Raw genomic sequence first — 16,130 nt, 5'->3', positions numbered from 1 at the left:
AATCATGACCAACACCATTCCCCGTTCAACGGCCGGAACCCCGAACCGCTCTGGCCCGGCGCAGCAATCACAAGCCGGGAAGCCAGGGAACCCGCGGCGGCCACGGAATCTGCAGCAGCGACTGAGGCGGCCATCCCGGGCTGGGCTGCGGCCCCGGCTGGAACTTGCCGGACTCCTGCTCAGCACATCCGTCCTCTACCTGTGGAACCTGGGCGCCTCCGGCTGGGCCAATGCCTTCTACTCGGCGGCGGCCCAGGCCGGGTCGCAGGACTGGACGGCGTGGTTCTTCGGTTCATCCGACTCCGCCAACGCCATCACCGTGGACAAGCCTCCGGCCGCCCTCTGGATCACCGGCCTCTCGGTTCGCCTGTTTGGACTGAATTCGTGGAGCATCCTGGTGCCCCAGGCTCTGATGGGCGTGGGTACGGCATGGCTGCTCTATTTGTCCGTGCGGCGCGCCGCCAGGCCCGCCACCGGCGGTGACCGGCTGGCCCACCTCGGCGGCCTGCTGGCCGGCGCGGTGATGGCCCTGACGCCGGTGGCCACCCTGATGTTCCGCTTCAACAACCCCGACGCGCTGCTGGTGCTGCTCATGACGGCGGCCGCCTACGCAGTGCTGCGCTCCATCCAGGACGCCCGCTTCCGCTGGCTTCTGTTGGCGGGCGTGTTCCTGGGCTTCGGGTTCCTGACCAAACAGCTGCAGGTCCTGCTGGTGGTGCCGGGACTGGCAGCGGCTTACCTGCTCGCTGCCCCGGTCCGCTTCGGGAAGCGCCTGCTGCACCTCGCGGGCGCCGCCGCCGCCCTGACGGTGTCAGCCGCGTGGTGGCTGGCCGCCGTCGAGCTCATCCCCGCCGAAAACCGGCCCTACATCGGCGGCTCGCAAACGAACTCCGTCCTGGAACTCACGCTCGGGTACAACGGCCTGGGCAGGCTCAACGGCGAGGAAACCGGCAGCGTCGGCGGCGGTAACGGCTGGGGAACACCGGGGCTGCTGCGGCTCTTCAACACCGAGTTCGGCGGGCAGATCGCCTGGCTCCTGCCGTCCGTCCTGATCCTCGGCGGAGCCCTGCTGTGGATCGGCAGGCGGGCCCCGCGGACCGACGCGGTCCGGGCCTCCGTTGTTGCCTGGGGCCTGTGGGTGGTGGTCACCGGGCTCACGTTCAGCTTCATGGCCGGCATCATCCACCCGTACTACATGGTGGCTTTGGCGCCGGGAATCGCCGGCCTGGCCGGGCTGGGCGGCGTCCTGCTCTGGCAGCGCCGTTCCCTGCCGGCCGCGGCGGTACCGCTCGCCGCAGCGGTAGCGGCCGCCGGTGCCATGGCCTTCCAGCTGCTGGGCCGGTCCCCCGCCTACGTCCCGTGGCTCCGCTGGGCGGTGCTGGCCGCCGCGCTGTTGGCTTTGCTGCTGCTGCTCCCGCTCGCACCCGGCGCCGGACGCGGCACGGCGCTGCGGCGTACGACGGCGGCCGTCTCCCTCGCGGCGGCCCTCGCCGCGCCGCTGGCCTACTCCCTGACCACCGCGGCAACCGCCCATTCCGGCGCGATCGTCAGCGCCGGACCGTCCACGACAGGAGCCCGCGGCAACCTGGCCGGGCTGGGCAACTTTGGCCGGCAGGGCACCCTCGCCGGACCGGGTTCCCTAGCGAATCCGGGCACGGCCAATTCCGGCACCCGGGCACCGGGCGGATTCGGCGGCGGCCGCGGTGGAATGGGCGGCCTCCTGGGCGCCAGCACGCCGTCGGATGCCCTGGTGACTGCGCTGCAGACCGGCGCCGCGAACTACACCTGGGCCGCCGCTGTCGTGGGTTCCAACAACGCCGCCGGCTACCAGCTTGCCGCCGAACTGCCGGTCATGGCCGTCGGAGGCTTCAACGGAACCGATCCCGCCCCCGCGCTGGAAGAGTTCCAGCAGCTCGTGGCGGACGGCAAGATCCACTACTTCATCGGCGGAAGCATGATGCAGGGTGAAACCGGCTCCGACGCCGCGGCGCGCATTTCGGAGTGGGTGGCGGCCAACTTCCAGGCCGAAACCATAGGCGGAACCACGGTGTACGACCTGTCCTGACGGGTCCGGGCCGCCTGGCCCGTGGACCGTCCAGGCTGCCTACAGCCGCAGGGAGATCGCCCGGCGCCCGTCCTCACCGGTCTCCACCGACGCGGAAACGGCGGTGTAGTCAGGAATGTGCAGCACGCCGTCGGGAAGGACACCGGTGTTCGGGCCCACCGCGACGGTCCGGATGCCGGCGGCGACGCCTGCTGCGATCCCGGCGGGAGCGTCCTCGAACACCACCGCCTCCGAGGGGTCGGCCCCGAGCAGGGACGCGCCGAGCAGGTAGCATTCGGGATGTGGCTTACCCCGGGACACGTCCTCGGAGGTGACAACCGCCGCCGGCATCTCCACCCCCGCCGCAGCCATCCGGACCGTGGCGAGGTCGCGCGACGCCGAGGTCACCAGGGCCACGGCATCGGCGGGCAGGGAGTCGAGCAGCCGCAGCGCGCCCGGCACCGCGACGATGCCGTCGGTCTCGGTCAGTTCCATCTGTCCCAGCTCGGCGGCCAGGGCGTAGATGTCGGCACCCTCAGGAGCGAAGCGGCGGACCGTATCCAGAGCCTGCACGCCGTGCGAGGTGCGCAGGATTTCCGCGATATCAAGGCCGTAGCGTCCGGCAAACTCTGTCCACACTCGCTCCACTATTGCCGTGGAATCCACCAGGGTGCCGTCCATGTCGAACAGGACGGCACTGGCTGTCAGCGTGACGGTGGCGGATTCGGCAGGAAGACTCATGGCTTCCATCCTGCACTATCCTCGCGGCAAACGTGGACTCCGGAACTCAGCCGTTCGGCCGGTTGGGGAGGTACTGCACCGCCCACTTGTTGCCGTCCGGGTCGGCGAAGTAGACGAAGTGGCCCCAGTCCTGGATGTCCACGTCGCTGACGTCCACGCCATTCGCCTTGAGCTGGTCGTGGGCGGCGTTGATGTCGCTCACCACCAGCTGAAGGCTGGGCGCCGTGCCCGGAGGAGCGTCGTTGAGGCCTTCCCCGATGGCGATCGAGCAGCCCGACCCAGGCGGGGTCAGCTGGACGAAGCGGATGCCGTCCATGGGCCGTTCGTCATAGTCGGCGTTGAAACCGACCTTGTTGACGTAGAAGTCCTTGGCGCGGTCCACGTCGGACACGGGTACGAAGACGAGTTCAAGTTTCCAGTCCATGCTGCACAGGCTAGCCGGGGCGCCCCGCGCTTCGGAAGGGGCTTTAGCCGGCGATGCCGTAGAGCCGGTCGCCGGCGTCACCCAGGCCCGGCACAATGTAGGCCTTCTCGTTCAGCTTCTCGTCGATGGAGGCAAGGACGATAGTGACGTTGGCGTCTTTGAGCTCCTCCTCCAGCTTGGCCAGGCCCTCCGGAGCGGCCAGCAGGCAGATGCAGGTGACATCAGCGGCGCCGCGCTTGAACAGGAACTTGATGGCCTCACGCAGCGTGCCGCCGGTGGCGAGCATGGGGTCGAGGACGAAGATCTGGCGGCCCGAAAGGTTGTCCGGCAAGCGCTCTGCGTAGGTGATGATGTCCAGGGTTTCCTCGTCGCGGGCCATGCCCAGGAAGCCCACTTCGGCGGTGGGGACCAGCTTGGTCATGCCCTCGAGCATGCCCAGCCCGGCGCGCAGGATGGGAACCACCAGCGGCGTGGGCTTGGTGAACGCTGTGCCGACCGTGGTGGCGACCGGGGTTTCGATGGTGACCGGCTGGGTGCGGACGTCGCGTGTGGCCTCGTAGGCGAGAAGCGTGACCAGCTCCTCGGTGAGCTGGCGGAAGACCGGCGAGGAGGTGTTCTTATCCCGCAGGACGGTGAGCTTGTGGGCGACCAGCGGATGGTCCACGACGAGTGTGCGCATGGGTCAAAACTATCACCCGGGGCTTGGCTCCCCGCCCCGGGTTCCGGCTCCTCCGCCGGCGTCAGGAGACCCCTGGAGGCGCTCCGCCCGCTCGGCTGCGCTGTCCTTCAGATGGGCCGGGTGCTCGAACGTGGGCGCGGGTCCGGCGTGCTCCCGCCGTCGGATGACATGGAAGAGCCTGTGGGCCAGGATCACCACACCCACCCAGGCCGCCCCGATCAACCAGGCTGCCATTACGTCTGTCAGCCAGTGGTGGCCGAGGAACACGCGGCTCAGTCCCATGGCGATGATGAACGCTGCCCCCGCGATGATCATCCACGTCCGTGCCGAGGTCTTCCGGAACTCCAGGCACATGAGGTACACCACGATGCCGATCACCACGGTGGTGTTCAGCGTGTGCCCGCTGGGGAATGACGGCGAGAACTCGAACGGCGGAACGGCGTCGACGTGGTCAGGCCGGGTCCGGCCGAGCAGCGTCTTGCCTACGCTGGTAGCGGTGACTGAAACTGCCGCCGCGCCTCCCACCAGGATGAGCGGCCGCCAGCTGCGGCTGACATAGATCAGCCAGGCAACGAGGAGGCTCGCCAGGATGGGCATGCCAATGCCGCCGCCGATGTTCGTGAAGGCCGTCACGGCCGAGTCGAGGCCGGGGTTCCGGTATTCCTTGGCCAGCTGGAGGGCGGGCCTGTCCAGCCCGGAAACGCCGTCCTGGTCGACAACGCTGTTGTATACCTCGGCGCTGAGGAGCGTCAGGACCACCACCAGGAAGCCGCCGATAATGAGGGTGATCCACAGGGCCGCGTAGGGCCCCAGCCACCGGCCGTACTTCTCCGTCAGGGACTTCATCGTTACTCCCGGCACTCGCGTTGTCCGATGCTAAGTATCCTTCGAAACTATCATTGACCCATGGCCCCGGCAGATCCGCAACACTTGGAATGGATGGGCCTTGCCCTCGAAGAAGCCCGGCGGGCCCTGGCCACTGAGGACGTGCCGATTGGCGCCGTCGTGATCGGTCCGGACGGGACGGTCCTGGGTACCGGACGCAACGAGCGTGAGGCCCTCGGTGACCCCACTGCGCACGCCGAGGTGGTGGCCATCCGGAAGGCCGCCGCGCGGCTGCGGGAACGCGCAATGCTCGACGGCGGCAGCGGCGACGGCTGGCGGCTGGAGGACTGCACGCTGGTGGTGACCCTGGAACCGTGCGCCATGTGTGCCGGGGCGATCGTTCTGGCCCGGATCCACCGCGTGGTGTTCGGGGCCTGGGACGAGAAGGCCGGGGCGGCGGGCTCCGTGTTCGACATTCTGCGGGAGCGCCGCCTCAACCACTGGGTGGAGGTCTACGCCGGCGTGCAGGAGGAGGAATGCGGCCTGCTGCTGCGGGACTTCTTCGCAGCCCACCGCACTGCTGGTTAGACGCCTGCCAGTTAAACGGCGGCTGGTCAGACGCCAGCGGCGTCGAGCGCGTCGATCCGCTCCTGCCGGGACGATGGCGAGTCCAGGCTGAAGGAGCGGAAGTCGCCCAGATCCTCCCGGATCCACGCCTCAATCTCGGCGATGCGCTGTTCGACGGCGGGCGTCCGGCCGGCAAAGAGCCAGGCGGCGATCCTTTCCCTGCCGGGATCGTATTGCCAGAGTCCAATGATCGTGCCGCGGTCAAAGATGGGGTGGTCCGGCAGGTCCGCCTGCAGCGCCAGGGTGGTGTTCAGCAGCTTCCGGTCCCGGTCCGCGTCCGCAAACAGGTCACCGGCGTTCCGGCGGTGCAGCACGAGCGAATCGGTGCCTGCCAGCAACTGGATCTGTTCCCCGTCCGGCGGGCTGAAGTCCGCGAGGCGTTCGACGTCGGCCGGCAGCATCCAGAGCACGTCGCCGGCGGCGGTGGGAACCTCCACGGCCCCGACGGCGGCGAGCGCCGCCTTGGTGTCGGTGAGGGTGAAGCCGGTGAACCACTGGGATTGCTTGCTGGTGGCGCCGCCCGTCCAGCCGAGGTAGCGGCGGACCAGTTCCTCGCGGGCGCCTTCCGGGCCGAGCCGGCTGGGCGGCAGGCCCCACGGAGTGTAGGCATAGCGCTGCTGGTCCAGCCGCCCGTTAACCGGAACGCGGCGGATCCGGCCGTCGGCCTGCAGCAGCCCCAGCGCCGTGGGCAGCGTGGTGGCGGCCCCCTTTTTCTTGCCTTCCTCGCCCAGGTTCCGCACCGATTCCCCGAGCTCCTCTTTCAGCTGCCTGGGGTCGAGCGGACTGTCGGCTTCGCCGAGAACGTGCAGGATCTGTTCCTCCAGCAGCGTGATCTCGCCGCGGTCCACACCGAGCCGGGCCAGCACCCGGAAGGCCTCTTCAGCGCTCTTGCCAAGGGTCAGTGCCCAGGCGAAGTCCTCCCGGCCCAGCACGTAGGTGCAGCCGCGGGCGGTGGGAAGTTCGTGGATCCTGAGCTCGCGGACATCCGCGTCCACCTGGTCGCGGCGGATTCCGGCGCGGGCGAAGAGGGTCAGGTACGGATTGGCGCCGCCCACGGACCTGGCCCAGCCCGCCGTGGCGAGCACCTCCTGTGACGTGCGGCCCTCGAGCGTGCCGTCCAGCCCCTGCCGGTGCCAGGCCCAGGCACGGAGAAGCTCCGGGGTGGGGGCCGTGGCAGTTTCCAGGGTGGCGGCTGACGGGACGTGGCTGGTCATGCCTCATTCTCCATCAGCAGGCGGTTGCGAGGAATGGCCGCCCTGCGATGGCTCCGGCGCCACGTAGCCGAGCACCCGCCGTGCGGTGGCGTCCCAGCCAGGCAGGCGTTCCCGGCCGGCGAGAGCACGCCGGCGCCATTCGGCACGTAGGGCGGGGTTGGTGAGCCAGCTGCGCAGCAGGGCCGCCAGCGGCTCCGGCTCCTCCTCCCCCGACACAACATCTCCGGCATCAACATCCCCTGCGTCACCGAGTTCGACGACGGCGCCGGGCAGGGTGGGCACTGCACCTTCCGGAGGCCCTGGCGCGGTTTCTGCACCCAGTCCCAGCGCCTCCACAGCGCCGGTGCCGGCCCGGACGATGACCGGCACCCCGCGGGCCACAGACTCGGTGACCGCCATGCCGAAGGCCTCCACCTTGGAGACCAGCAGGCTCAGATCAGCGGCGTGCCACTGCTGCTCGAGTGCCTGCCCCGTCAGTTCGCCGGGCAGCTGCACCCTGCCGCCCAGCCCGTGCCGGTCGACCGCCGCCGCGACCCGGCGGGCGTAGTCGGGGTCCGCCGTGGCCGACCCGACGAGGGCTGCCGTCCACTCCAGGTCCTGGAGCCGGGCCAGCGCACGGAGGAGCGTCAGCTGGTCCTTGTTGGGCAGCAGTGCCGCCACAGCAAGCAGGCGCGGCGGCTCGGATCCGCCTGCCACCCGGGCACGCCCGGTTCCGGGCAGCGCAGCGCGGACGCCGGCCAGGCCGTGCCGCCGGGTAATCTCGGCGGCGGCCGAACCGCTGGTGCAGATCACGCCGGCAGCCGCCCGGAGTGCCCGGGCTTCCAGGTCCGGGTGTTCGTCCAGGGGCATGTGCAGCAGGACCCACGGCGCCTGCCCGCCGGCGGCGGCCGCCTCCATGGCTTCGGGGGCGCCGGAGGCCACCAGACCGTCAACGATCGTGATGGTGCTGGCCTGCACGCCCGCCGGGCCACCTGCAGCGGTTCCCGAACCGAGCAGGCCGGCCAGCCGCCGTCGTTCTTCCTTGCTGCCCACCGGCCACTGGCCGTCGACCGGCTGGATGGTTACCCCGACTCCCAGTTGCTCAAGGCCCTGCGCCAGTGCGGCGTTGTAGACGTTGCCGCCGGAGTTATGGCGGATGTTCGCGGGAACCAGGAGCCGGATGGCTGGCAGGGGCAGCATGGCGGCCTTAGTCGCGGTCGAACTCGAGCGCATAGCTCGCCCAGGCGTCGGGGTTTTCGCGCAGCGTGACGTCCAGGCCGGCGAGTTCCCGGCCGTCAGTGTCCTCCCGCAGTCGATCCGCGACGGCGCCGGCAATGTACTGCGCCAGCGCCTCGGTGGTGCTCAATTTCCCGGCGAAGTCCGGGTGGTCGTCCAGGTTGCGGTAGTTGAGCCCGGCCAGCACCTCCTCGATCATGCTGCCGGCGGCGCCGATGTCCAGCACGATCGCGTCCTCGTTGAGGGCACGGCGGCGGAACGTCACCTCCGCCACGAAGGTCGCCCCGTGCAGGCCCTGGGCAGGCCCGAACGCCTCCCGGGGAAGGCTGTGGGCGATCATGAAGTGGCGGCGAACGGTCAGGCTGAACAATGGTTACCTCGCTGTTTCGGTGGTGGCGGTCCGGTGGTCTTCAGGCAGTGGATCATCAGTGGCGGGATACTCAATCACGTGGCACAGCGCCTCGAGCCGGCCGCCGGCCAGGTCCTGGACCACGCCCGGCAGCTCGGCGAACGCGGAGGCACCTGTGAGGAAGGCATCGAACACCGGATCTGTCAGCAGGGACATGGCGAGCTCCAGCCGGTCGGCGTTGGTCCGGCGGTGCCGGCGGGCCCGTGCCACGGCGCCCACCTGGCTGGCCCGGATGGACAGTCTGCGGGCGTGGAAGTCCTCGCCGAGCGGGATCGTGATTTTCCGGTCGGCGTACCAGGACATCTCGATGATGTCGCCCTCGTCCCCCACGAGCTTCAGGCTGCGCTCCAGCCCGCCTTCGGACGCGGAGCAGTGGAACACGATGTCGCAGTCCGGCAGGGCGTCGTCGGGATGCGCGAAGTCCACGCCCAGCGTGTCGGCAAGGTCGTGGCGCTCGGGGTCCAGGTCGACGAGCTGGAGCCGCGCCAGCGGGAACGTACGCAGCAGCGTGGCCACCATGCCGCCCACCAGCCCGGCGCCGATCACGGCGACGCGGTCGCCCAGCCTTGGCCCCGCCTCCCACAGCGCGTTCACGGCCGTTTCCACGGTGCCGGTGAGGACCGCGCGGCGGGGCGGAACGCCGTCGGGAACGCGGGTGAGCGCGGACACCGGCACCACATAACGGTCCTGGTGCGGGTGCAGGCAAAAGACTGTTTGCCCCATCCAGTCATCCGGGCCCTGTTCCACCACGCCCACGGACAGGTAGCCGAACTTTACCGGCGACGGGAACGAGCCCTCCTGGTGCGGGGCGCGCATCTTCTCGGCGATGCAGGGCGGTACGGCGGCCTGGTGGACCACGAGTTCGGTGCCCTTGCTGATGCCCGAATAAAGCGAGCGCACCAGAGCCTCCTCCGGGCCCGGGACGCGCAGCTGCTCGCTGCGCAGTTCACCCCGGCCAGGGGCCACGGTCCAGTATGCGGTTGCTTCGTTGTGCTGCTGGGAAGTACTCATCTTGCTTATGAATCTAGTGCCCGGCCCCGATTTCCGGGAAGATGCGTCCCGGCGCGCCCGCTCCGAACGCCGGGCCGCGGCCTGTGTTTGCCGACAAAGGGATGCCGTTTTGGGGATGCGGCCCTTGCTCCGGTACCCTATTCAGGTTGGTGACGTGTCCGAGCGGCCGAAGGTGCAACACTCGAAATGTTGTTTGGTGTAAAAGCCAACGTGGGTTCAAATCCCACCGTCACCGCCAACGAGAAAGACCCCGGTTTCCTTGTAAACAAGGGAACCGGGGTCTTTGCTTTGACCGGAAAGACCTGACAGTTCCCGCCCGTTAGAGGACAGCATTGCCATAGTTCGGCCCTTGGGCTGAAGTCCAGGGGCCGAACTGCTCAAGCTGTATGGGTTGCAAACGCTGAACTTGGAGGCGCAGTGTGGCCAGCCGCCGGAGCCCGTCGGCACGGAGGCCGTCACGTGCTACAGTCCCAGAATCAGCGCACGACCGCATGCAAATCGCAATCATTCGGAGGTTCGCGATGCCGGACACCACCTGCCACATGTCGATCTCGCTGGACGGCTTCGTCGCCGGGCCGGACCAGAGCCGTGAGAACCCCCTGGGCAAGCGGGGGCTGGAGCTGCACGGCTGGCACATCGGCGACGCACGGGCCAACGATGCCGACGAGGTCGCGAACGGATGGCTCATGCGCCCGCGGGGCGCGTATGTAATGGGTCGGAACATGTTCGGCCCGGTCCGCGGGGACTGGGATGAGGAATGGACCGGGTGGTGGGGCCCCGAACCGCCCTACCACGCGCCGGTGTTCGTGCTCACCCATCACGGGCATGACCCGATCCAGATGGACGGCGGGACCACCTTCCACTTCGTCACCGAGGGCTTCGACGCGGCCTACTCCGCTGCGTGCCGGGCCGCCGGCGATAACGGCGTGGACATTGCCGGCGGGGCGTCGACCGTCCGACAGGCACTGATCGCCGGCGTGATCGACGAGCTCACCCTCGACATCGCACCGGTCCTGCTCGGTTCGGGCGAGCGCATCTTCGACGGCGTTGAATCCTTCGGCTTCGAACCCGCCGAGGTGCTTCACTCGCCGCTGGCCACCCACATCCGCTATCGCCGCGTCAGCTAGTTCGGGTCCGCCGGACCAGCGATAGCTATTTTTCGGTGATTCTTGCAAGCAGCGCGTCGAGGCCGCCCTGCACAGCGTCGTAGGTTCCTGCGGCTTCAAGGTCGCGCGCGAACTGCTCGTTGAGCCCTCCGGGCGTTGTGTGTGACTGGGCGAGGGCCGCGAAGTCCGCGCCAGGCGAGTCGAGTTCGCCGGACAGGGCAGCGAAGGTGTCGGCGACGTAGCGACGCGCCGCGGCTGTCGGGATGCCGCGACTGGACAGCCAGTCGGCGATCGTTCCGAGGTAGCGAAAGTACGCCGCTACCGTACCGGATGCCGCGGACACTGATTCAAATGCCAGCTCGCTGGCGATCTCCATGCTCCCGCCTAGCCGGTCGTAAAGCCCCGTTGCTGCCGGGGTTGCCGGGTACACAGGTGTCACGCTTCTGCGAGTCGCCACGGCGGTGAGCGGGATGCTTCGTGCGATGTCCGTCGCGGGCGCGACTGGTCCGGCCAGCTGCGCGACAGGGAATCCGGCTATCGCACTGACCACGGCGTGATTGGCCCGGAACTGCAGTCCGGCCAGCACCTCCGCAGCGTGGCTGGGCAGCAGGCAGACGACCACCACGTCGCTGTCGTCCACGACCTGCTGGTTGTCCACGGCCACCCGCACCGACGGCAACTGCGCCGCGAGCTCTGTCGCTCGTTCCGCGTTCCTTGGGGAAAGCACAATTTCTGGCGGATCGGCCACACCGCGGCAAAGCCCAGTGACGATCGCCGTCGCGATTGAGCCAACTCCAAGGACGCCATAAGTGGTCACCGGACGACCCTATCCTACGACCGGCTCCCGGCGGCAGCGTCCGAATCTATTGCAGGTCCACTCGTTCCGGGTCGTGATGACGCAGCACAGCACCCCTACGAACCCATCCTGATCAATGGCGCCTGTGTGCTTGTGCTGCTCGGAACAGGTACAGCCCAGCCGGTCATCCAGTCACCAATCCGGCGTCGGTACTCCCGGGCCGGGGCGGCGGCCCGCTCATTCCCCGGTTCGCAGAGCGGGCCACCTACCGAGGCCGTAGATCCAGGAGACCCGTTACGGCGACGGTAGGGGGATAGTACCGCCGCGGGCTTGGGAAAAAGTGGCTCCGATTTGAGACCTAAGCAAGCTTTCCATTAGTTTTGACAGGGACGCTCCGTGTTCCCCCATACATGGAGCGGTTGCCTAGAAGAACCCCGCTGCACGGTTGTGCAGCGGGGTTCTTCGCTGCCTGTGCCGACAGCTGGGGGTGTTACTCGGAGCCGGACTTCTGGTCCCGGTCGAGAAGGTTCTTCTTGATCTCGTCCAGTTTCTCCTTGATGACCCGCTCCGCATCCGAGATCGTCTTCCCTGCGCTGCTCAGCGGGTCCAGCTGCACGTACACCTCGTGCGCCACGGGCAGGTCATACTCGTCCTTCAGGTGCGTCCCGCCGCCGACCCCTTCCAGGCTCAGGTACACCTGGGCGTCGGTGCGGGCGATTCCGGCGATCCTGCCGAACACCACGGTGAAATCGTTCGGCTGAAAGCTGACCGTCTGGCCAACGTGGCTGCGGTCAAGCTCCCCCGCCGTCACGGCCTTTTCGTACTGGCTTCCGCTGTAGTTCATCGCTACTCCTCAATTTGGGCGTGGTGACTTACGCCAGCAGTCTATGGCGGACGGGCGGCACGCGCTTGAATGGTTGCAGATCTTTTCGCGGGCAGGAGTCACACATGAACGCCAAGGGCACCAGGAGCACGGACTACGCCTTCGTCACGGTCTGGCGGGTGGCAGGGACCACGGACGACGTCGCCGAAATCCTGGGCGATCCTGTCGGACTGGCCACCTGGTGGCCCTCCGTGTACCTCAGCGTGGACCTCATCCATCCGGGCAAGGAGAACGGTGTGGGGCGGATGGCCAGGCTCCACACCAAGGGCTGGCTCCCTTACACCCTCCGCTGGACGCTGACCGTCACGGAACCGATCACCAGCAGTGGCTTCGCGATCCGCGCAACCGGCGACCTGGACGGGACAGGGCGCTGGACGTTCGAGCAGGACGGACCGGAAGTCCTGATCACCTACGACTGGCGGGTCAGTGCCACCAAGCCGCTGCTGAGGCGGCTCAGCTGGCTGCTGAAGCCCGGCTTCGCGGCCAACCACCGCTGGGCAATGGCCCGCGGGCAGGAGAGCCTTGCGCTGGAACTGCGCCGCCGGCGCGCGGGCACCGGTCCGCATTCCGTCCCCGCACCACCGCCGCCCACGTTCCCGCGGGTGGCGGGGCGTGGGCGGCGGCTGGACCGGCGGATTCGTGGCTAGGCGTTAGCCAGTACGGGCTCCGGCGGTGCCTGGTTCCGGCTGGCCTTCGGCTTGGCGAACCTCAGGTACAGCGACGGGACCACGAACAGGTTGAGCAGCGTGGACGTCACCAGCCCGCCGAGGATCACCAGAGCCATGGGATGTTCAATCTCATGGCCGGGGATGTTCCCCAGGACCACCAGCGGCACCAGGGCAAGCCCCGTGGCCAGGGTGGTCATGAGGATCGGCGAAAGGCGTTCCCCGGCGCCCCGCAGCACCAGTTCGGGACCGAACTTTTCACCCTCATATTTCTCCAGATGCTGGCAGTGATTGACGAGCAGGATGCCGTTCCTGGCCGCGATGCCCATGACCGTCAGGAAGCCCACAATGGACCCCAGTGACAGCACGCCTCCGCCCATGAAGGCGGCGAACACTCCGCCCACCAGGGCAATCGGGAGCGTGAGAATCACCAGGGTCGCCAGCCGCCAGCTCCCGAAGGCAACCTGCAGGAGCAGGTAGATCACGGCAAGTGCCCCGATGGCGAGCGTCAGCAGGGTCTTGGTCGCGGCCTGCCGCTCCTGGAACTCACCCAGGATCTGGGTGCGGAAGCCCTGCGGCAACTCCACCTTCTTGAGCCCTTCCTCCATGGCCGCAACCACCGAGCCCAGAGCGCCTTCCTTCACGTTGGCCTCGATATCGATCCGCCGGGAGTGTGCATCGCGCTGGATGACGTTCGGGGTCGGCTTGACCAGGACGCTGGCCACATCGGACAGCAGGATCTTCTGCCCGCTCGGTGTATCGATCGGCAGGTTCCGGATGGCGGTGATATCGGAACGGACCTCCGGCGGGCTCCAGACCTGGACGTCATATGCCTTGCCGCCCCGGTACACGTCGCCGACCTCTTCGCCGGCCACCAGCCATGCCGCAGCCCGCCGGACGTCGCCCGGCTTCAGCCCGTAGCTCTGGGCCTTTGCCAGGTCAACCTCGATATTGAGCTGCGGAATGTCCTTTTGCAGGGCCGTGTGGGGGGCAACCGTTCCTTCGGTCTGCTCAAAGATCGACTGGATTTCCGCGGCCTTTGAACGCAGGAGGGCCAGGTCGTCCCCGTAAAGCCGGACGACGACGGCGTCGCTGGCTCCCGTGAGAACCTCACGGATTCTCTCCTTCAGGTAGGTCTGGACGTCGCGCACGATCCCGGGATAGCCATCCACCACTTCATGGATGGACTTCAGTGTCTGGTCATAGTCCACTGCGGGGTCGATGCTGATCCAGTTCTCACCGAAGTACACGCCCACCACTTCGTCAGCGTTGAAAGCCTGCCCGATGTGGGAGCCGCAGTTCCGGACGCCCGGAATCGTGAGCAGTTCCTCGCAGGCCTTCTGGCTGACGCGGTACTCCTCCGTGACCGACGTGCCCGGCTGTGTCAGCCAGTGCATCAGGAAGTCGCGTTCCTTGAAATCAGGCAGCAGCGACTGTCCCAACAGCGGGGCCGTGACGGCACCGATGGCTGCCATGGCGCCGAAGGTCGCATAGCCTGCAACGGGTCGCTTGACCATCCGGCTCAGGACCGCGCGGTAACCGCGTTTCAGCACCCTCACCAGGGGCGGTTCCTGCTCCTTCAGCGGGACTTTCCGCATGAAGATCAGTGCCAGTGCGGGGGTAACGGTCAGTGCCACGAGCATCGATGCCAGCACCGCCAGGGTGTAGGAGATGGCCAGCGGCCTGAAGAAGGCCCCGGTCAGTCCCTGGAGGAAGAAGATCGGCACCGCTGCGGCGATGATGATCAGCGTGGCGTAGATGATCGGACCGCGGACCTCAAGCGAGGCTTCCAGGACCACCGAGGCCGTGGACCGCGAACCGCCCTCCGCCCGGTGCTGCCGGAGTCTTCGGATGATGTTCTCGATGTCGATAATCGCATCATCCACCACCACCCCGACGGCAATCACCAGCCCCGCCAGGACCATGGTGTTCACCGATGCTCCAGTGAGGTAGAGGACGGAGGCCGCCGTCACCAGCGACAACGGGATGGCGATCAGGCTGATCAGCGCCGTGCGCCACTGGAAGAGGAAGGCGCCCAGAACCAGCACCACCAGAATGCAGCCCAGCATCAGCGCGCGGCTGAGGTTGTTCAGGGACTCTTCGATAAACGTTGCCGGCCGGAAAATCTCCGTATCAAGGGTGATTCCGCTGAGCCCCGGCTTCATCTGCTCCAGCGCCGCCTCAACACCCTTGGTGACTTCCAGGGTGTTGCCCCACGGAAGTTTCTCCACGATGAGCATCAGCCCTTCGCCCTGGTTGATTACGGCGTCACCAATGAGCGGCTGATGGTCCTCCACCACATTGGCTACGTCACCGAGGCGTAGCGGCTTCCCGTTCTTCTCCTCGATGGTGATCTCCGCGAGGTCCTTGGGAGTGGTGATCGGCAGCACATGCTGAATGCTGAGCCGCTGGTTCGGCGTCTCGATGTGCCCGCCGGTGCCGATGACGGAACCCGGCGAATACTGCAGCAAGCCCGCGTCAAGGGCGTTGGCGGTGACTTCCATGACCTGGTTCAGGCTGACGTCGTTGGCCTTGAGCTTCTCCGGAATGGCCTGCACCTGCAGCATCTGCAGGCGCTCACCCCAGATGGCTATGTTGGCCACACCGGGGACACGCAGCAGATGGGCCCGGATCTTCCAGTAGGTGATCATGGACATTTCCATGAGCGATCGCTCGTCCGATGTCAGACCGATCTTCATGACCCGGCTGGTGGACGAAAGCGGCTGCAGCATCACCGGTGGAGCCGCCCAGGTGGGCAGCGACGGCGTGACATTGGCAACGCGCTCCGAAACCAGCTGGCGGGCCTTGAGCAGGTCCGCCCCCGGAGCGAAAAGGAGCACGATCGAGGACAGCTGCTCCACTGACTTCGAGCGGATCTCGTCCAGTCCTTCGACGCCGTTGAGGGCGTCTTCGAGCGGAACTGTCACCAACTGCTCCACCTCGGCGGCGGTGAGACCAATGGCGATGGTCTGGATCTCCACCTTCGGTGGCGCGAATTCGGGAAAGACGTCCACCGAGGCCGTACTGAGTTGGACGCCGCCGAACGCCATCATTGCCACTGCGATGGCCACCACCAAGGCGCGGAATTTCAGGCTGAACCCGACAATCCGGCGCATGTCAGTGACCCTTTGTGCCGAATTCGGCGCCGAACAGTTCCGCGGCACCGATGGTGACAACATCGGTTCCTGCAGGGGGACCGGACCGGAGCTGGACCTTGTTGTCGGCGATCTTGTCCACGGTCACCGCGGCCCGGATGTAGGTCCGCGGCTCGGGGTTGGTGTAGACCCAGGTCTTGCCGTTGGCGTCATAGACCAAGGCACCGTAGGGTACCTGCAGCGGGCTGCCTTCGCCCTTGGCCACCTTGACCGTGGTAACGCCCAGCCTTTCCACCGCCTTGTCTGTAAGCGTCAGCTTGTTCAGGTCGGCGCCGGCCTTTTCCATGCTGGCCGCTGCCGAGGTGGGGGTGGCGGCAGGTTTCACTGTCGCACAGC

16 protein-coding genes and 1 tRNA gene are annotated in these 16,130 nt (G+C 67.5%); 5 read left to right on the top strand and 12 right to left on the bottom strand.

The window, feature by feature from the left end; all coding sequences use genetic code 11:
- Positions 1–4 precede the first annotated feature (4 nt).
- Entirely contained in the window at positions 5–2,065 is a 2,061-nt protein-coding gene (locus ABRP34_RS18035; protein ID WP_353711226.1) for a glycosyltransferase family 39 protein, read from the top strand.
- Positions 2,066–2,104: 39 nt separating this feature from the next.
- Here ABRP34_RS18035 and ABRP34_RS18030 read toward each other — a convergent pair whose 3' ends face one another.
- From ABRP34_RS18030 to ABRP34_RS18015, 4 genes are read right to left on the bottom strand one after another with little or no spacing between them, the layout of a single operon-like run.
- A complete protein-coding gene (locus tag ABRP34_RS18030; protein ID WP_353711225.1) occupies positions 2,105–2,785 on the bottom strand; it encodes an HAD-IA family hydrolase in 681 nt (226 codons plus the stop codon).
- 46 nt (positions 2,786–2,831) lie between these two features.
- Positions 2,832–3,209, bottom strand: coding sequence for a VOC family protein (locus tag ABRP34_RS18025; protein WP_043418505.1), 378 nt, complete (start codon positions 3,207–3,209; stop codon positions 2,832–2,834).
- Positions 3,210–3,252: 43 nt separating this feature from the next.
- A complete protein-coding gene (gene upp / locus ABRP34_RS18020) occupies positions 3,253–3,888 on the bottom strand; it encodes a uracil phosphoribosyltransferase (protein WP_003801288.1) in 636 nt (211 codons plus the stop codon).
- A 12-nt stretch (positions 3,889–3,900) separates the two neighbouring features.
- Positions 3,901–4,734 carry a phosphatase PAP2 family protein gene (locus tag ABRP34_RS18015; RefSeq protein WP_353711224.1) on the bottom strand — a complete coding sequence of 278 codons (834 nt, stop codon included), beginning with the start codon at positions 4,732–4,734 and terminating at the stop codon, positions 3,901–3,903.
- 60 nt (positions 4,735–4,794) lie between these two features.
- Between ABRP34_RS18015 and ABRP34_RS18010 the strand changes: the two genes are divergently transcribed.
- On the top strand, positions 4,795–5,301 hold the full coding sequence (locus ABRP34_RS18010) for a nucleoside deaminase (protein WP_003801292.1): 507 nt from the start codon (positions 4,795–4,797) through the stop codon (positions 5,299–5,301).
- A 26-nt stretch (positions 5,302–5,327) separates the two neighbouring features.
- Here ABRP34_RS18010 and ABRP34_RS18005 read toward each other — a convergent pair whose 3' ends face one another.
- The 4 genes from ABRP34_RS18005 to ABRP34_RS17990 are packed head-to-tail and all read right to left on the bottom strand — an operon-like array spanning position 5,328 to position 9,189.
- A complete protein-coding gene (locus tag ABRP34_RS18005; RefSeq protein ID WP_353711223.1) occupies positions 5,328–6,554 on the bottom strand; it encodes a crosslink repair DNA glycosylase YcaQ family protein in 1,227 nt (408 codons plus the stop codon).
- 3 nt (positions 6,555–6,557) lie between these two features.
- Complete coding sequence (locus ABRP34_RS18000; protein ID WP_353711222.1) at positions 6,558–7,733, bottom strand: glycosyltransferase; 1,176 nt, start codon at positions 7,731–7,733, stop codon at positions 6,558–6,560.
- A gap of 7 nt (positions 7,734–7,740) precedes the next feature.
- Positions 7,741–8,139 (bottom strand): 6-carboxytetrahydropterin synthase, encoded by a 399-nt coding sequence (locus ABRP34_RS17995; protein WP_003801297.1) that lies wholly within the window; start codon positions 8,137–8,139, stop codon positions 7,741–7,743.
- Between the two features lie 3 nt (positions 8,140–8,142).
- The gene (locus ABRP34_RS17990) at positions 8,143–9,189 is read right to left on the bottom strand and encodes a zinc-binding alcohol dehydrogenase (protein WP_353711221.1); all 1,047 of its coding nucleotides are present in this window, start codon (positions 9,187–9,189) and stop codon (positions 8,143–8,145) included.
- A 148-nt stretch (positions 9,190–9,337) separates the two neighbouring features.
- On the opposite strand from ABRP34_RS17990, the gene ABRP34_RS17985 reads away from it, so the two are divergent.
- Together ABRP34_RS17985 and ABRP34_RS17980 are read left to right on the top strand one after the other, a co-directional pair.
- Positions 9,338–9,427 (top strand) — tRNA-Ser (locus tag ABRP34_RS17985).
- A gap of 283 nt (positions 9,428–9,710) precedes the next feature.
- On the top strand, positions 9,711–10,316 hold the full coding sequence (locus ABRP34_RS17980; RefSeq protein ID WP_003801301.1) for a dihydrofolate reductase family protein: 606 nt from the start codon (positions 9,711–9,713) through the stop codon (positions 10,314–10,316).
- 25 nt (positions 10,317–10,341) lie between these two features.
- Here ABRP34_RS17980 and ABRP34_RS17975 read toward each other — a convergent pair whose 3' ends face one another.
- Complete coding sequence (locus ABRP34_RS17975) at positions 10,342–11,043, bottom strand: pyrroline-5-carboxylate reductase dimerization domain-containing protein (protein WP_353713399.1); 702 nt, start codon at positions 11,041–11,043, stop codon at positions 10,342–10,344.
- 538 nt (positions 11,044–11,581) lie between these two features.
- Entirely contained in the window at positions 11,582–11,935 is a 354-nt protein-coding gene (locus tag ABRP34_RS17970) for a hypothetical protein (RefSeq protein WP_003801307.1), read from the bottom strand.
- 104 nt (positions 11,936–12,039) lie between these two features.
- Here ABRP34_RS17970 and ABRP34_RS17965 point away from each other — a divergent pair, with 104 nt between their 5' ends.
- Positions 12,040–12,621 carry an SRPBCC family protein gene (locus ABRP34_RS17965; protein WP_353711220.1) on the top strand — a complete coding sequence of 194 codons (582 nt, stop codon included), beginning with the start codon at positions 12,040–12,042 and terminating at the stop codon, positions 12,619–12,621.
- Here the strand turns inward: ABRP34_RS17965 and ABRP34_RS17960 are convergent.
- Together ABRP34_RS17960 and ABRP34_RS17955 are read right to left on the bottom strand one after the other, a co-directional pair.
- Positions 12,618–15,755, bottom strand: a complete 3,138-nt coding sequence (locus tag ABRP34_RS17960) for an efflux RND transporter permease subunit (protein WP_353711219.1) — start codon at positions 15,753–15,755, stop codon at positions 12,618–12,620. The genes ABRP34_RS17965 and ABRP34_RS17960 overlap by 4 nt on opposite strands.
- A 1-nt stretch (position 15,756) precedes the next feature.
- Positions 15,757–16,119, bottom strand: a complete 363-nt coding sequence (locus tag ABRP34_RS17955) for a hypothetical protein (RefSeq protein ID WP_353711218.1) — start codon at positions 16,117–16,119, stop codon at positions 15,757–15,759.
- Positions 16,120–16,130: the final 11 nt, after the last annotated feature.

Source organism: Arthrobacter sp. K5, assembly GCF_040448525.1.
Lineage (GTDB): Bacteria > Actinomycetota > Actinomycetes > Actinomycetales > Micrococcaceae > Arthrobacter > Arthrobacter globiformis.
This window is presented reverse-complemented; position numbering and strand designations above follow the sequence as displayed.